This is a genomic window from Sphingopyxis terrae subsp. terrae NBRC 15098, assembly GCF_001610975.1.
GTDB classification, from domain to species: Bacteria; Pseudomonadota; Alphaproteobacteria; order Sphingomonadales; family Sphingomonadaceae; genus Sphingopyxis; species Sphingopyxis terrae_A.
Genome location: NZ_CP013342.1, coordinates 1,523,666 through 1,539,521 on the forward strand (window position 1 = coordinate 1,523,666; position 15,856 = coordinate 1,539,521).

A 15,856-nucleotide genomic window follows, 5' to 3' on the forward strand; every position below is an offset into this window, starting at 1 on the left:
TGACCGTGCCCGCGGCGCCATGAAATGTAACTGAAACTTCGTTGCCCATATTGCTCCGCACCGGTGCGCCGCCCCTTGCGGCGCGGACGTGGAACCATCGGGAAGGACATTCCCGCGCCGCCAAAATGACCCGGGCGCCCTCTATTCCTAATACGTACTGTTCCTGACTCACACTGCCGATCAACTTGCCTAGAAGCCAGGAGATGACGCATGTCTCCACCAATCGCCGGCCCGTTCGATGAGCGACTGTTCGTCCTGCACGGTGCGTGGCCGCGCGATATGTGCGAGCCTCGATAGCGCGGAACTCGCCGAGCTGGGCCGCATGGGACGCCGCCAGCGCGTAAAGGCGGGGCACACGCTGTTGTGGGAGGGCGACGACGCTCCGTTGATCGCGAATGTGCTGCGCGGCGTTCTCAAGCTGGTCGTCGCCGCTACCGACGGGCGCGAACAGATCGTCGGGATCGTCTTTGCTTCCGATTTCATCGGCCGGCCGTTCGGAAAGGAAAGCCCTTACCGCGTCACCGCGATGAGCGACTCCGAACTTTGCATCTACAATCGCAGCAGCTTCGACGCCTTCGCCGAAGCGCATCCGCATCTTCAGCACAAGCTCTTGCGCCGCACCCTCGACGAGCTCGACCGTGCGCGCTACTGGATGATGCTGCTCGGCCGCAAATCGGCTACCGAAAAAGTCGCCTCCTTCCTGCTGCAAATGGCCGAACGCCTGCCCGTGGAGGACGGTGAGCCAGCGCGATCGCGGACAGCGTTCGAGCTGCCGTTCGGTCGCCAGCAGATCGCCGACATATTGGGACTGACGATCGAGACGACGTCCCGGCAGTTGACGCGAATGCGGGCCAATGGCCTGCTCGATCTCCCCTCGCGCCGCGAAGTCGTGATCCGCGATCGGCGAGCCATGGCGCTCATAGCGGGATGAGGCACCCCCCCCCTCCGCGCCGCGACATCGCGAGACCGAGATGAAGCGCGCCTTCCGGGTGGCAATACTGGTCGGCGGCGCGCTGCTGCCCATGGCGTCGATCGCCCAGGAGCCCGTCCGCGGCGCATCGGTCCTGAGCGCCGCACAGGCCCTCAAGCCTGGCGAATATCTCTGGGCGCCCGAGGTTGCGCCGCACGGGCCGCTGCTGCTCATCGTCAGCATCGCCACGCAGCGCGCCATTCTTTATCGCAACGGCATCCCGATCGCGATCACGACGGTTTCGACGGGGCGGCCCAGTCATCGCACCCCAACCGGCGTCTTCACCATTCTCGAGCGCAAGGTCGAGCATTATTCGAGCCTCTACGACAACGCCCCCATGCCTTACATGCAGCGCCTGACCTGGGGTGGGGTGGCGCTGCATGGGGGGACGCTGCCCGGCTATCCGGCGTCGCACGGCTGCATCCGCCTGCCGCATGAATTTGCCCGTCTGCTTTACGGCGTGACGCGCCTCGGGATGACCGTCATCGTGACCGAGGAGGCGGCCGTACCGCGCATTGCACCCGCCGGCGGCCTCGCATGGGATGATGGCGATAGCCCGCATGGGGCGTTCGACTGGCATCCAGAGCGGGCCGCCTCAGGCCCCGTTTCGGTTGTGATCAGCTCGGCCGACCAGCGTGTCGTTGTTCTTCGCAGCGGGATTGCCATCGGTTCGGCGCCGGTACGGATCGACGGGCCGGTAGCTGCAACCACGGTATTCGTGCGGCAAGGCGGCACGGCTCCGGATGGCGGCTGGATCCGCGTCCATTTGCCCGACCCCCTCGCGGCGTCGAGCGACGAGAGCTTTGCTGGACGAATCCACGTGGACAAGGCGTTTCGCGACCTGGTCGGGCCGCTTCTCCAACCCGGCGCGAATGTGGTCATTACCACCGACTCGCTTCGCAGCGGCGCCGCGGGCGCCCTCCCTTTTCGTATCGAGGACGACGCAGACTCTACCCCGCCAGATTGACCGGCGCGCAGCGGGAGATCCGGCGGATCATAGAAGGCTAGCTCCCCGGGCGCAGCCCGACCATTAGTGTGGCCAAGAGTATCAGGGACAACAGACTGGTGCCGATGCGCAATCGCAGGCCGGCCTCAGTCAAAACGGGGGCGGACGCTTTTCCTCGCACAGATGATCTCCTCAGTTGCCAAGGTTGCGGGTGTCCGGGGCCGACGCTGAGCGGTTGCCGACGGACGCAATCCGCCGACAACCGCCATTATCAGTTCTCGATCTTGATCTTGCGGACGGGCTTTCGGGCGCCCGCGTCCTTTCCGATTTCCAGCGTCAGCAAACCGTGCTTGAACCTCGCCTTGACCTTGGCCTCGTCGACATCGACCGGCAGCGAAATCTGGCGCTCGAAATGGCCGTGCCGGCGCTCATTGATAAGGCAGCCTTCCTCCTGGCGTTTCGTCGATTCGCGCTTCTCGGCGGAGATCGTCAAGATTCCGTCGGCGATTTCGATCTTGACGTCCTTCTCGGTGAGTCCCGGAAGTTCGGCCGAGAGCCGATAGATGTCGCCGGCGTCGGTCAGCTCGATCGCGGGCTTGGGGATCACGAAGCGGGGGACGAAACTCAGAAGGCTGCGGCCCGGTTTGCCCATTTCGTCGATGAACCGGTCGACTTCGGCTCGAAACCAGTCGAGGGCACCAAATTCCGCGGGGACCGGTGTCGGCGCGGTGCTTTTCTCCGCAGGGGCGGTGCTCATTTCGTTCATGAAAACTCTCCTGAAGCAAAGCTTTGGATTCGCCGCACGCATTGCCCGCGCGGTCGCGCACTCAGCGACGTGCCACCGAAGTGCCGCCTGTGGGATACCGCGGCCGCAGCGGCAGGCTGAATCGGGGAAGCTACGTAGGGAGCGACGTCGGCGTCGCGAGTTCGAACCCTTACGGACTATTGCGAATTGGTCCCGTCTGCCCGGACGATCAGATTGGCAGCTACTTGGAAAGGCGCATGCGGCGGGTCTCGAGAATCGCCGAGCTCAGGCTTGGGGAGGGAGCGCATCAATCAAATTTGATGCGGGTCTTCGGGGCATGCTCGCATGCGACTTTGCCAAGCTGATCTCTGGATACAGCCGCGCATCCGATTTCGGATCGGGGCGGCTGTCGACAGGGACGAGCGCCGCGGGGAGGCGATTGCGACCCCGGCTCCTCGCGGCGCTGTTGCTCCCCCAAGGTGCGCCCCCACCCTTTCGCGATGCAAAGGAAACGAATGATGAAGAAAACTGACAGCCAATTGCAGCATGACGTTCTGGCCGAACTCGAATGGGAGCCCGCTGTCGACCATGCCGACATCGGCGTCGCGGTGAACGATGGGGTCGTGACCCTCTCGGGCTATGTCAAGAGCTTCGCCGAAAAGCTCGCGGCCGAGAAAGCCGTTCGCCGCATCACCGGCGTCAAGGCGATCGCAGAGGAAATCAAGGTGCGCCTCGCCTCCGACAGCAAAATTGCGGACCATGAAATCGCCAGGCGGATTGTCGACATGATCGCGTGGACGGCTTCGATCCCGGACGACAAGGTGAAGGTGAAGGTCGAGCATGGCTGGGTCACGCTCAGCGGGACGGTCGACTGGTATTTCCAGAGCATGGAGGCGCGCAAGGCGGCCGCCAGGATTTCGGGCGTCGTCGGAGTGACCAACCTGATCGAGGTCAAACCGCTGCCCGCGCCCGCCGACGTCAAGAGCCGCATCGTGTCGGCGTTCAAACGGCAGGCCGATCTTGACGCCGCCGCGGTCACTGTCACCACCGACGGCGGCACGGTCAAGCTCAGCGGAAAGGTCCACGCCTGGAACGAACGCAGCATCGCCGAGCGCGCCGCATGGTCGGCCCCGGGCGTGACAAAGGTCGTGGATTTTCTCTCGATCGCTTGACGAGCCTCTGGCCCCAGCGGGCCCTTTGCGGCCGCTCCGCTCGCGGAGCGGCCGCTTTCTATCCGTATCATTGCGCATATCGGGTGATGCCTGCGCCTCTTAATGTCGGAACCAACCCGAAGGAGATGGCTCATGAAAAATATTCTGTTGCTGGTGCATCATGACGCTGGCCAGGAAGCACGACTGCAGGCGGCGCTTGACATTACGCGCGCGCTCGACGGCCATCTCGCCTGCATCGATGTCACCCCTTATCCGGTCGTCGCCGGCAATACGGTCATGGGGTATAGCGAAAGCGTCGTCCTGTTCGACGAGCGCGACAGCGAGGCAAAAAACAAGGCGGCGCTGACCGCCCGCCTTTCGCACGAGGATGTCAGCTGGAGCTGGGCCGACACCATGGGCGAAATGGCAACCTCGGTCCTCGATGCCGCCGACCTCGCCGATCTCATCATCCTCAATCGCGCCCTCGAAGGCTATCCGCTCCCGAACATGCGCGACATCACGAGCCGCATCGTCGAACGCACCAAGGCTGCGGTCCTCGCGGTCCCCGAGGCCTTCGAACGCTTCGCTTTCGACCGCGCGCTCGTGGCGTGGGACGGCGGGCGCTCGGCAGCCGCGGCGCTGCGCGCCGCCGTGCCGCTTCTTGCGCTCGCTAGCGACGTTGAAATCTTCATGGCGGGGGAAGAGGATGACGAGGATTTGCGGAGCGAACCCGAAAAGGCGGCGACATATCTGTCACGCCACGGGATTCACGCCGCGGTAAAGATCGCCGAACCGTCAGAAAGCCGGGCCAATGCTTCGATCGCCAAGGAGAGCGATGCATGGTGTGCAGACTATATCGTGATGGGCGCATACGGTCGCGGCCGACTGCGCGAGACCTTCGGAGGCGTAACCAAACGGATGTTAAGTGACAGCAAGTTGCCGCTTTTCCTCGCCCACTGATCGGCCGCAGGACATCGAGGGGCTCGGCAATGAACTCCGCTCCACCTTGGCGGCGCGGCAAGTTCACCTTGCTCGCCTTGGGCTGCATGAGCAATTTCCAATGCTCGATGCGCCAGCTCGACTTTTGCCAGAATCGCCGATCATGACCGATCCAACGCTTCATGACAGTCTAAGTGACCGGTGTGTTTTGATTGTCGAGGACGATCCAGCCACGCGGCGATCGCTTTTGTTGCTCTTGACGGGCCGCGGCTTTCTCGCAGTGGCTTTCCCGACCATGGCGCAAGCGCTCGCCTATGCCGCCGAGCAACCACCCGCCTGCCTCGTCGCCGACTATCTACTGGAGGATGGTGACGGCATCGCATTGCTGGAATCGATGCGCGGCAGCGGCTGGACTGGTCCGGCTATCCTCATCTCCGCCTACCACTCGCTCGAATTGTCCGGCCGAGCGAAGTCCTCGGGTTTCGATGAGATCTTCGACAAACCCCTTCGCGAACATGCCCTTGTCGATGCGGTGGGCCGGCTGGTCCCTGGCGGTAGGCGCTAACGGCGGAGGCAACCGAGTTCTCTCTCCTTCGGCCAACCGAGGGCGCTAAAATGCCTGTTTGGCGGCGAGCGTCGGGCGATCCCGTGCCGCCACGGCGCATCCGGTCCGGATCTTGCATTGACGCTCGCAAGGCCGGACAAGTCTCTCGATTTCGCGTTTCGACGTACTGCGGAATCTCGCGCGAGAACAGATATTGTCTGGGCAAGGCGCGAGTCCGTAGCATTGCTGATAGCGCTCCTCTCCCATCAGCCCCACCATCGCCGGCATTGACCGGAGATTATCATGAAATCCATACTGCTGCTGGTCCATGAGGATGAAGGCCAGGATGCGCGGCTTGAGGCTGCGCTTTGCATCGCGCGTGCGCTGGATGCCCATCTTAATTGCATCGAAGTGACGCCGCGCACGACCATAGCGAGCGAATTATATGTCGGCCTCGGCGAAACATCGATGCTGGCCGTAGGAACCGACGGCGACGAAGCGAACGGGGTCGCGGTTCGGGACCGGCTTTCGCGGGAAGATGTCGCTTGGAGCTGGACAGAGGTGCAGGGCGATATCGCGAATTGCGCGATCGCGGCGGCAAGGCTTGCCGACCTCGTTATTCTCAACCGCACGCTCGACGAGCACGGGGTTCCAGACATGCCGGCGATCATCACCAAGCTTCTCGAACATCAATGCGCTCCGATCGTCGCGGTCCCGCCGGCGCAGGAGCGTTTCGAGTTCGATCGCGCGCTGGTCGCGTGGGATGGGCGGTCGTCTGCGGCCGCGGCGCTTCGCGCCACTGTTCCGCTCCTCGCGCTGGCCAAACAGATAGAGCTGTTCACCGTGGGAGATATAGCGGGTGGAGATGTTCCGGCCGAAGAGGCAATGGCGTATCTCGCGCAATACGGCCTGCAAGCCGAAATCCGGCGCATCCGCGACGGCAGTTCGAAGCTTGCGTCGCTCATCAACGCCGAGTGCGAAAGATGGCACGCCGACTATGTCGTGATGGGCGCCTTTGGCCGCGGAGCCTGGCGCGAGACTTTCGGCGGTGTGACGCGGAGCCTTCTCAAGACAAGTCCCGTGCCGCTGATATTATGTCATTAGTCCGGAGAAAGCCGACCCGGCCAACCCCGCCCCGTCCCAGACCGATCGTCTTGTCAGCGCTCGATACGTAGTCTTCCCTACGGCGCGCGGCTTGCCTTTTTCCTAGCTTCGGCGTGAGCGGGGCCATTCGCTGGAAAGGAATCGCCTCGCACATAGAGGAGGACGCCCTTGTTTCGCAGCATATTGGTTATCGTCGATCCCGACCGGCGCGCTGAAGCCACGAGACTGCTGGAGGTTGCCGCCGAACTTCGCCGCAGCTTTGATGCCACGCTGACGCTTGCGACCGTGATGTCCGAATGGAGCGTGATGCTCCGCGCCGAGCGCTCGGTCGGCGCGGCGGGGCTTTTCGAGGCCGCCGAAGCCCGGCTTGCCGCGCTGGCGCATTCGGTCGCGGCGGTGGGAGACGCTCGTTACCGCGTCGAGACAGGCCGCGCCCATCGCGGCATATTGAACGCTGCGGCAAGCGTGAACGCGGACCTCATCCTGCTGCCTTCTCGCGCCCCCAAATGGCAAGACAGGCTGTTCGGCACGACAGCCATGCGGGTGGCACGAAATTCTTCATCTTCGGTTTTCATCATCCGTGATTGATCGAGCGCCGGATGCGGACGGCTCCGATGTGGTGGTCGAGGCCGACGCCGGACCGACCAACGGCCTCAGCGAAAGCGAGGCGCAGGCGCGGCTCGCGGCGGAAGGCCCGAACGAGCTCCCACGTGAAGGACGGCGAACCACCGCGCGCATTGTGATCGAAGTCCTGCGCGAGCCGATGCTTGCGCTGCTCGTGGCCGGCGGCCTCGTCTATTTCGCTCTCGGCGATCTCGGGGAGGCCATGATCCTCACCCTTCTCGCGGGGCTTTCGGTTGGGATCACCGTCATCCAGGAATCGCGCAGCGAGAGAGCGCTTGAAGCCCTGCGAGATCTTGCGAGCCCGCGCGCTCTCGTCATCCGCGGCGGCGTTCGGCGGCGCATCCCGGGACGCGAGGTTGTGCGCGGCGACAGGCTCGTTCTCGCCGAGGGAGACCGGATCCCGGCCGATGGCTGGCTGGTCGAAGCGCATGGCTTGTCCGTCGACGAGTCGCTCCTCACCGGCGAATCTGTCGCTGTCCGGAAATCCAGTGCCACCGCGCCCTTTTCCCTCGCGGCGCCTCGCCCCGGCGGCGACATGCTACCCTATGTCTATTCGGGATCGCTGGTGGTGGGCGGCAGCGGCCTGTGCGCCGTGCAGGCGACCGGCGCGCTGAGCGAGATCGGCCGCATCGGGCAGTCGCTCGCCAGCTTCAAGATCGAGACGCCCCGCCTTTACCGTCAGACGCGGCGTCTCGTGTTGCTGTTTGCGGCTGGCGGGATCGGCGCGAGCTTACTCGCGGTGATGCTCTACGGGTTGCTGCGCGACAACTGGCTCGAAGGCGCGCTAGCCGGAATCGCGCTCGGGATGGCGATGCTGCCGGAGGAATTTCCCGTGGTGCTCGCAGTTTTCATGGCCATGGGCGCGCTGCGTCTATCGCAGGTGCGCGTGCTTGCGCGCCGTGCAGCCGCGATCGAGACGCTGGGGTCGACCACGGTCCTGTGCACCGACAAGACGGGAACATTGACGCAGAACCGCATGGCGATCACCCAATTGCGCCTGCCCGATGGACGCAGCTTCGATCTTCGACGGGGCGAAGCGATGCCCGCCGATTTCCGGTCGATCGTAACGCTTGGCGCATTGGCAAGCGCGCCCGAGCCCTTGGATCCGATGGAGATCGCCTTCCACGAACTCCAATCACACAGCGACGCGGGCGAGCTTGCACCGCAACGCACCGAGGCGTGGCGACTGCGTCAGCGCTATCCGCTGGATCCCGCATTGCTGGCCGTGTCGCATCTGTGGGAAACGGGGGACGGCGAGCAAATGGTCGCCGCGAAGGGGGCGCCCGAAGCAATCGCCGGATTATGCCGTCTCGAACCGAACGATCATGCGGCGTTGCGCAATGCGGCTGATGCCATGGCGACCGAGGGCCTGCGCGTTCTGGGCGTCGCGGAGGCGCGATGGGCGGGGTCGACACCCCCGGCCAATCCGCGCGAATTCGGCTTTGTCTTTAGTGGACTTGTCGGTTTTGAGGATCCGCTGCGTCCTTCGGTGCCCGCCGCGATGGCTCAATGTCGCAGCGCCGGCATCCATGTGGTGATGATTACCGGCGATTATCCCGAAACCGCGAGCGCGATCGCGCGTGAGGCGGGCATCGCACAAGGCGAGGTGGTTACGGGTCCGATGCTCGCGGCGATGGACGACACTGAACTCGCCAGAATACTTCAACGGGTGACGGTCTTTGCGCGGATCATGCCCGAGCAAAAGCTGCGCATTGTCACCGCCTTCAAAGCGGCGGGTGCGGTCGTCGGCATGACCGGTGACGGCGTCAATGATGCCCCCTCGCTCAAGGCGGCACATATCGGGATCGCCATGGGCGGACGCGGTACCGATGTCGCGCGCGAGGCGTCGTCGATCGTGCTGCTCGACGATGATTTCGGGTCGATCGTCACCGCGATCCGCGTGGGCCGGCGTATATTCGACAATCTGCGCAAGGCGACCGCGTTCATCATCGCCGTGCATATCCCGATCGCTGGTCTGGCGCTCGCACCCTTGCTCTTCGGCTTGCCTATCCTGCTCGCCCCCATCCATATCGCCTTGCTCGAGATGGTCGTCGATCCTGTCTGCTCGCTGGTTTTCGAATCCGAGATTGAAGAGGATGACATCATGCGGCGTCCACCGCGCCACCCAGACAGCGTGCTCATGCCGCGCGCGATGCTCGGCTGGTCGTTCGGTCAGGGCATGATTGCGGTTGCGGCGATCGCCGTGCTGCTGTCCTGGGGATGGACGGCAGGTATCGGGGAAAACCAGCTGCGCAGCCTTGCCTATTTTGCGCTGGTGGCGATCGTTCTTGGACTCGTGCTCGTCAATCGATCCTTTTCCTCCTCGCTGGTGCGCGCAGTAACGCGCCCGAACCGCGCCCTTGTCGCGGTCGCCGCCTCCGTCACTCTGCTCCTCCTGGCGGCCCAATTTGTTCAGCCCGTCGCCGAATTGCTGTCGTTCGCACCGCTCAATCTTTCCGAGGCGGCCGCGGTGGCGGTAACCGTCTTACTCGTCCTGTTGCTTCTTGAAGCCCTCAAGCGGCTCTTGAACGCCGGACGCGGCGGCAGAACAACCGGCCTCGAGCAGATCAGCTTGCCGCGGCCGCGCGCGCCCACCGAACCAGCGAAGCGCGATCCATAACGCCCGACTGCCGCGCCACCTCGCGACCGCCGGATACGACCATGAGTGTCGGTATCGACCGTATCGCATAGCGATGAGCCAGCGTCGGTTCCGCCTCGGTATCGATCTTGACGAGACGGAAGCCGGGCTCGAGATCGCGCGCCGCGGCGGCGAAGGCCGGAGCCATCGCCTTGCATGGGCCGCACCATTCGGCCCAGAAATCGACAAGCACCGGCAGGGTGCCGGTGCCGATCAGCCGGTCGAAACGACCGGCGTCGAGCGCAAGCGGCTGGCCTTCGAACAGCGCCGCCTTGCAGCTGCCGCAGCGCGGCGCATCGCCCAGCCGCGCGCGCGGAACGCGGTTCGCGGTATCGCATGCCGGACAGATCAGGATCTCGGGTTCGCTCATTGCAGCTGTTTGCGCCAGGCTTCCATGGTTTGTCCAACAGGAATGCTGTGTAAGCGTCGTCCGGAGCCAGGCAGGGGCCTGTCCAGCTCGGCAGACAGGCAGGCCGCAAGCGGCCTTGGATCGATATACTCGTCCTCCATCAGGTGCGGAGCTTGGGACTCGCCCTGATTTGCCGAAATATGCAAACATACTTATGCCCTGCGGCACGCGCAGTCTCGCCGGGACCCGCGCTGACAGAAATGCGCCAGCTCCACCGATACGTATTAGTCCTGATTCGGGGCGGGCGGGCCAACTGCTAGCGTGATTGCATGCTGGCCGCTGCAAACTTCGAAACCGGCGATCGTCTCCGCGCCCGACGGGCAGATAGCGGTGCGACCGGGAGATTGAGCTTATTGTGCCGGGGGTCGAGCGGGGGCGCGGGCGCCCGGCGATCATCGTCAACGACCTCGTGTCGAGCGGATCGCCCCTGATCGCTTTTGCTGCGCGGCGGCGCGATGCCGGCATCGCGCCGTCCCGCGCCGCCGATTCCGTATCCGCGCGCCTGGCAGCGATCCCTTTCGTTCCCGTGCTCGGCGATGCGGCCCGGGCGCTGGGCTGGATGGACGGCGCGCGATGAGCAGCGACCTTTGCGATAGCGCGCCGCCAGCCTTTCGCTGCGCAGATCTCGCCAAAATCTATCGGAGCGGCGAGACCGAGGTTCAGGCGCTCCGCGGCGTCGACCTCGTCATTCCCGCTGGCGAGATTCTGGTGCTTCTCGGTCCTTCGGGAAGCGGCAAGTCGACGCTGCTCAACATCCTCGGGGGACTCGATCGCCCGACCTCGGGCAGCCTCTATTATCGTGATCTCGACCTTGCCGCGATGGACGAGACCGAACTGACCCATTTCCGCCGCGCCAACGTCGGATTCATCTTCCAATTCTACAATCTGATCCCGAGCCTCACGGCCGAGGAGAATGTCCGGCTTGTCACGGATATTGCCGAAAAGCCGATGGGCGCCGCCGACGCGCTTGCCCTCGTCGGTCTCGCGAATCGCCGTGACCATTATCCCGCGCAGCTGTCGGGCGGGGAACAGCAGCGAGTCGCAGTCGCGCGGGCGATCGCCAAGCAGCCCGGTGTGCTGCTGTGCGACGAGCCGACGGGCGCGCTCGATAGCAGCACCGGTATCCAGGTGCTCGAAACGCTGGCCGAGGCCAACCGGACGCTCGGGAGTACGGTTGTCATCATCACGCACAATGTCGGCATCGCCGCCATGGCGCACCGAGTCTTCCACTTCCTTGACGGGCGCATCGCACGCGTCGAAGTCAATGACGCTCCGATCGATCCCGCGGAAATTTCGTGGTGAAGGCGCTCGACCTCAAACTGGTGCGCGACCTGTGGCGCATGCGCGGCCAGGTGATGGCGATCGCGCTGGTTCTCGCAGCGGCGAGCGCAACCTTCGTCCTTTCGCTCGGCGTTCACCGCTCGCTCACCGAGACGCGCGATGCCTATTATGCCCAGAGCGCTTTCGCCGACATTTTTGCCGACATGACGCGCGCACCGCAAAGCATCGTCGCGCGCGTCGCCAAAATCCCCGGCATCCGGCGCGCCGAAGGTTCGATCCGTCAATATGCGACGCTCGTGCTTCCGGAACGCAGCGCACCCGCGCGTGCGCTCATCAACTCGCTGAGCGACAGAGAGAGCACCGTGCTCAACCGTCTAACATTGCGCGCCGGCCGGCTCCCCGATCGAGACCGGCCGGGAGAAGTCGTCGCGGACGAAGCCTTCGTCAAAGCGAACGGCTTTGCGCTCGGTGCGCGTCTCGACGCGGTCATCTACGGCCGCAAGCAACCATTGACCATTGTCGGAATCGGCCTTTCGCCCGACTATATCTATTCGATCGCACCGGGCGATCTTATCCCCGACAACAGTCGCTTTGGTATCTTCTGGATGAGCGAGAAGTCGCTCGAGGCGGCCACCGGCCGTAGCGGAGCAATCAACCGCATCACGCTGACAGTCGAGCGGGGAGCATCGGAAGCCGAGATAATCCGCCGCCTCGATCTCTTGCTCGCCCCCTATGGCGGCACCGGAGCCTATGGCCGTGCCGACCATATCAGTCACGCCTTTCTCGACAATGAGCTCATGCAGCTCGAGGCGATGACCCGCGTCATTCCGCCGGTGTTCCTGATCGTATCGACCTTCCTCGTCTATATTGTGCTGGGGCGCATGATCCGCACCGAGCGAACGCTGATCGGCCTCATCAAGGCTTTCGGCTACCCAGACCGAGCAATCGCTTGGCATTACCTTAAATTTGCGCTCGTGACAGCGCTCGTCGCGACCCTGATCGGTTCGCTCGCCGGCATCTGGATGGGGCGCGGGATGACGAGCCTCTATGCGGAATATTACCGCTTTCCCATTTTGCGCTATCATATCTCGCCCGCTGTCTTCGTCGGCGCCGCCATACTCGCCGCCGGCTCGGCGGGTCTCGGCGCGCTTGGCGGAATGCGCGCCGCGGTCCAGCTGAGTCCGGCGGTCGCAATGGCCCCGCCGCCTCCCCCGGTCTATCGCAGCGGCGCCGTCGAACGCATCGGCCGGCTGGCGGGCCTTTCGGTCATTGGCCATATGATCCTGCGTCACATCGCCCGCTGGCCTGCGCGTTCGGCGATGACCATCTTTGGCGTGGCGCTGTCGATGGGCCTGCTTTTCGCAACGATGCAATTTCTCGATTCGAGCCGGGCGATGCTCGATTCCTATTTCTTCCGATCGCAGCGCCACGATCTCATCGTGACCTTCACCGAGCCGCGCGGTCCCGATGCGGTTTTTGCGCTCGCGCAGGTCCCCGGCGTTTTGTGTGCCGAAGCGACCCGTGCGATCGCGGTGAAACTGCGCTCCAAAAACCGGGCCGAACGGACCGCGATCGAGACGGCACCTGCCCGATCGCAGCTTCTGGCGCACATCGATCGCAACGGCCGCGAAGTCGCGCTGCCGCCAGCGGGTCTGATGCTGAGCCGGCAGCTCGCCGACCAGCTTGGCGTGCGCGCCGGCGACACTGTCGATCTCGAAATGCTCGGCGGACGGCGTACCCAGCTTCGCATGCCGGTTGCGACGATCGTCGATGAATTTGTCGGCGCTCGCGCCTATGCCAGCGAAGCGACGCTCGATCGCATCGCGCGCGACGCCGCCCCCGTGGGAGCCGCGCTGCTCCGTATCGATCCTGCGGCACGCGAGAGCATATTGAACGCCCTGAAGGGCATGCCCGCCGTGCTTGGCGTTACCGAGCGCGACGCGGCGCTGCGATTGTTCGAGCGGATGATCGACGATAATCTTTTCACGATGCTCTTTTTCTATATCGGCTTCGCCTCGGCGATCACCGTGGGCGTCGTCTACAACAGCGCCCGCATCCTTTTCTCCGAGCGCGCGCACGAACTCGCGACGCTGCGCGTCCTCGGCTACCATCGCCGCGAAGTCGCCCTCATCCTTCTCGGCGAGCTCGCACTGCTCGTGGTTGCCGCCGTGCCGGTCGGCTGCCTGATCGGCTATTGGATGGCCCAGCTGATGACCGCAATGTTTAGTTCGGACCTGTTTCGTCTGCCTTTTGCGCCCGCCAGATCGACCTATGGCTATGCGATCCTGGTCGTCCTCGCCGCGGCGATGGCGACCGCAGCGCTCGTCGCGCGGCGCGTCCTGAGGCTCGACATGATAAGGGTTTTGAAGGCGCGCGAATGATGAAACAGATGCTCAAACGCTGGCGTTGGCCCCTTGCCGTCGCAGGCCTCCTGCTCGCGGGCCTCGCCTTTGCTTTCTGGCCGTCGCCGCAGCCCGTGGACACGGCCAGGATAACCCGCGGCGCAATGGCTGTCGGCGTGACCGACGATGGCGTGACCCGCGCCGAGGAATATTATGTCGTTGCGGCACCGGTAAGCGGATATCTCTCGCGTATCGAACTCAAAGCGGGCGACCGCGTTGTGAAGGGCGCGCTGATCGCGAGGATGACCGGACGACCGGCCGCACCCCTCGACCCGCGCATCCGCGAAGAGCTGGAGGCGTCGCTCGCCGCCGCGCTTGCTGCAACGCGAGGTGCCGAGGTGTCGCTCACGCAGGCGAAGAGCGATCTCACCCGCGCCGAAGCGCTCGCGGTCCGCGGCTTCCTTGCGAAGGCGCAGTTGGAAGCCGCCCGGACGCGCGTGGCGAGCGGACAGGCCTTGCTTGCACAAAATCGCAGTGAAGCCGCCCGGCTTCGCGCCGCCTTGTCGCAACCTCCCGGTGGCGCGAAAATCGGCGTGCCCGTCCGCGCACCCGCGGCGGGAGAGGTGCTTTCCGTGATCACCGAAAGCGAAGGCGTTATTCTTGAAGGCACGCCGCTGGTGACGATCGGCGATCCCCACAAGATCGAGCTGGTCGTCGACCTCTTGTCACGCGAAGCCGTGCGCGTGAAACCGGGCGACCAGGTAGAAGTGACACAATGGGGTGGGACGCGACCACTTATTGGCCATGTCGCACGGGTAGAACCCTTCGGCCGGCTGAAGATCTCTGCGCTCGGCGTCGAGGAGCAGCGGGTCAATGTCATCATCCGTTTCGACGATTTATCAGCCCAGCAAGCGGCACGTCTCGGTCACGGTTATCAGGTCGATGCAACGATCATCCGGTGGAGCCGCCCCGACGCCGTGCGCGTGCCGATCGGAGCTCTCTTCCGCGGCGCCGATGGCGAGTGGCGGGTCTTCGTGGTTGCGCGAGGACGCGCTGCAGAGCGCGCTATCGAGGTCGGCCAGATGAACGATCTATACGGCGAAGTACTTCGCGGCCTCCGCGAAGGCGAAATAGTCGCGATCAATCCCTCCGGCTCTCTTAGCAGCGGGACCCGCGTCAGGAGCCGGTAATCCCGGCAGTCTGCGAGCGTAGAGGCGTGCCTTGGATTCGATCGAACGCGCAAGTCCGCTTTCGCCGGGCCATGCTTCAAGGCCCTGCGGCGCCGAGCCGGCGATGGACGTCGAAATCGACCTGACGGCTTACGCAACATTACGGAATGCGCGCGCCAAGTGACGCGCTAGACTGCAGACGATTGGAGGATCAGGATGATGACATCCCGCATAATCGCACCCCGGCGGACGCGCTGCTCGCGCGACCCTGACGCGACGATTCACGCTGACCGTGCGAGGGTTGGCGGGGCAAATCGTCGTATCGTGGGAACACTGACGCTCGGTGTGAAGCGGGCCAAAACAATGGCTCACCGGGAACCTATATCATGATCGGCCGATCGCTTGACGCGACACTCTCCGAAGCAGGCGAGACCCCTCTCACCACGCGCAGTGGCTTCGAAATAGCGCTTCGCCCGGTGCGGCCGGATGATGCCGCAATTCTCGACTCCTTCTATGACGCGTTGGCGCCCGACGACATGCGGTACCGCTTTCTGAGCGCACAATCGCACCTCTCGACAGCGCAGCTCGCCGCGCTGGTCGAGGTCGATCATCGCCACCGCGAGCATCTTCTCGCCTTCGAGCGTGCCGGCGGCGAGCTCATCGCGACGCTGCTCATCGCAGCCGACGACCGGTTCGAAAATGCCGAGGTCGCGATTTCGGTTGCGCCGGCCTGTAAGGGGCGCGGAGTCGGCTGGAGCCTGCTTCATCATGCGATCGACCTTGCACGCGAGCGCGGCATCGCACGCCTCCGGTCGATCGAGAGCCGTGCCAATTGCGACGCGATCGAAATCGAGCGCACGCTGGGGTTCAAGTCGAGCGACTATGAAGGCGATGCGACGCTCGCATTGCTCGAAATCGATTTGCGCCGGCAAGCCGGTTAACCGCTGCCCGCGGGCTGGGCGATCCCCGGCTATCGCAGCCTTATTCGCGCGGC

Annotated in this window: 15 protein-coding genes; 13 read left to right on the forward strand and 2 right to left on the reverse strand. The window is 64.3% G+C overall.

The window, feature by feature from the left end:
• The first annotated feature begins 238 nt into the window (after positions 1-238).
• Positions 239-931 carry a Crp/Fnr family transcriptional regulator gene (locus AOA14_RS07335; RefSeq protein WP_062901311.1) on the forward strand — a complete coding sequence of 231 codons (693 nt, stop codon included), beginning with the start codon at positions 239-241 and terminating at the stop codon, positions 929-931.
• 40 nt (positions 932-971) lie between these two features.
• On the forward strand, positions 972-1,937 hold the full coding sequence (locus tag AOA14_RS07340; protein ID WP_062901312.1) for a L,D-transpeptidase family protein: 966 nt from the start codon (positions 972-974) through the stop codon (positions 1,935-1,937).
• A 250-nt stretch (positions 1,938-2,187) separates the two neighbouring features.
• Here the strand turns inward: AOA14_RS07340 and AOA14_RS07345 are convergent, their stop codons facing one another.
• Entirely contained in the window at positions 2,188-2,682 is a 495-nt protein-coding gene (locus AOA14_RS07345; RefSeq protein WP_062901313.1) for an Hsp20/alpha crystallin family protein, read from the reverse strand.
• A 494-nt stretch (positions 2,683-3,176) separates the two neighbouring features.
• On the opposite strand from AOA14_RS07345, the gene AOA14_RS07350 reads away from it, so the two are divergent.
• The 6 genes from AOA14_RS07350 (at position 3,177) to AOA14_RS07375 (ending at position 9,643) form a co-directional block, all read left to right on the forward strand.
• On the forward strand, positions 3,177-3,833 hold the full coding sequence (locus AOA14_RS07350) for a BON domain-containing protein (protein ID WP_238929749.1): 657 nt from the start codon (positions 3,177-3,179) through the stop codon (positions 3,831-3,833).
• 132 nt (positions 3,834-3,965) lie between these two features.
• Positions 3,966-4,772: a universal stress protein gene (locus AOA14_RS07355; protein ID WP_062901314.1), complete on the forward strand. Its 807-nt coding sequence runs from the start codon at positions 3,966-3,968 to the stop codon at positions 4,770-4,772.
• Between the two features lie 142 nt (positions 4,773-4,914).
• Positions 4,915-5,316 (forward strand): response regulator, encoded by a 402-nt coding sequence (locus tag AOA14_RS07360; RefSeq protein WP_082820036.1) that lies wholly within the window; start codon positions 4,915-4,917, stop codon positions 5,314-5,316.
• A 282-nt stretch (positions 5,317-5,598) separates the two neighbouring features.
• Entirely contained in the window at positions 5,599-6,399 is an 801-nt protein-coding gene (locus AOA14_RS07365; RefSeq protein WP_062901315.1) for a universal stress protein, read from the forward strand.
• A gap of 168 nt (positions 6,400-6,567) precedes the next feature.
• Positions 6,568-6,987 (forward strand): universal stress protein, encoded by a 420-nt coding sequence (locus AOA14_RS07370; protein ID WP_062901316.1) that lies wholly within the window; start codon positions 6,568-6,570, stop codon positions 6,985-6,987.
• Complete coding sequence (locus AOA14_RS07375) at positions 6,980-9,643, forward strand: cation-translocating P-type ATPase (protein ID WP_238929750.1); 2,664 nt, start codon at positions 6,980-6,982, stop codon at positions 9,641-9,643. The genes AOA14_RS07370 and AOA14_RS07375 overlap by 8 nt, the downstream gene beginning before the upstream one ends.
• On the opposite strand, the gene trxC is transcribed toward AOA14_RS07375, so the two are convergent.
• Positions 9,591-10,031 (reverse strand): thioredoxin TrxC, encoded by a 441-nt coding sequence (gene trxC / locus AOA14_RS07380; RefSeq protein ID WP_062901317.1) that lies wholly within the window; start codon positions 10,029-10,031, stop codon positions 9,591-9,593. The genes AOA14_RS07375 and trxC overlap by 53 nt on opposite strands.
• A gap of 394 nt (positions 10,032-10,425) precedes the next feature.
• On the opposite strand from trxC, the gene AOA14_RS07385 reads away from it, so the two are divergent.
• The 5 genes from AOA14_RS07385 to AOA14_RS07405 all read left to right on the forward strand — a co-directional run bounded on the left by AOA14_RS07385 (position 10,426) and on the right by AOA14_RS07405 (position 15,803).
• Positions 10,426-10,647 (forward strand): hypothetical protein, encoded by a 222-nt coding sequence (locus AOA14_RS07385; protein WP_062901318.1) that lies wholly within the window; start codon positions 10,426-10,428, stop codon positions 10,645-10,647.
• Positions 10,644-11,372 carry an ABC transporter ATP-binding protein gene (locus tag AOA14_RS07390; protein WP_062901319.1) on the forward strand — a complete coding sequence of 243 codons (729 nt, stop codon included), beginning with the start codon at positions 10,644-10,646 and terminating at the stop codon, positions 11,370-11,372. The genes AOA14_RS07385 and AOA14_RS07390 overlap by 4 nt, the downstream gene beginning before the upstream one ends.
• Positions 11,366-13,732 carry an ABC transporter permease gene (locus tag AOA14_RS07395; RefSeq protein ID WP_238929751.1) on the forward strand — a complete coding sequence of 789 codons (2,367 nt, stop codon included), beginning with the start codon at positions 11,366-11,368 and terminating at the stop codon, positions 13,730-13,732. The genes AOA14_RS07390 and AOA14_RS07395 overlap by 7 nt, the downstream gene beginning before the upstream one ends.
• On the forward strand, positions 13,729-14,883 hold the full coding sequence (locus AOA14_RS07400) for an efflux RND transporter periplasmic adaptor subunit (protein ID WP_082819855.1): 1,155 nt from the start codon (positions 13,729-13,731) through the stop codon (positions 14,881-14,883). The genes AOA14_RS07395 and AOA14_RS07400 overlap by 4 nt, the downstream gene beginning before the upstream one ends.
• Positions 14,884-15,248: 365 nt before the next feature.
• Positions 15,249-15,803: a GNAT family N-acetyltransferase gene (locus AOA14_RS07405; protein WP_062901320.1), complete on the forward strand. Its 555-nt coding sequence runs from the start codon at positions 15,249-15,251 to the stop codon at positions 15,801-15,803.
• Positions 15,804-15,856: the final 53 nt, after the last annotated feature.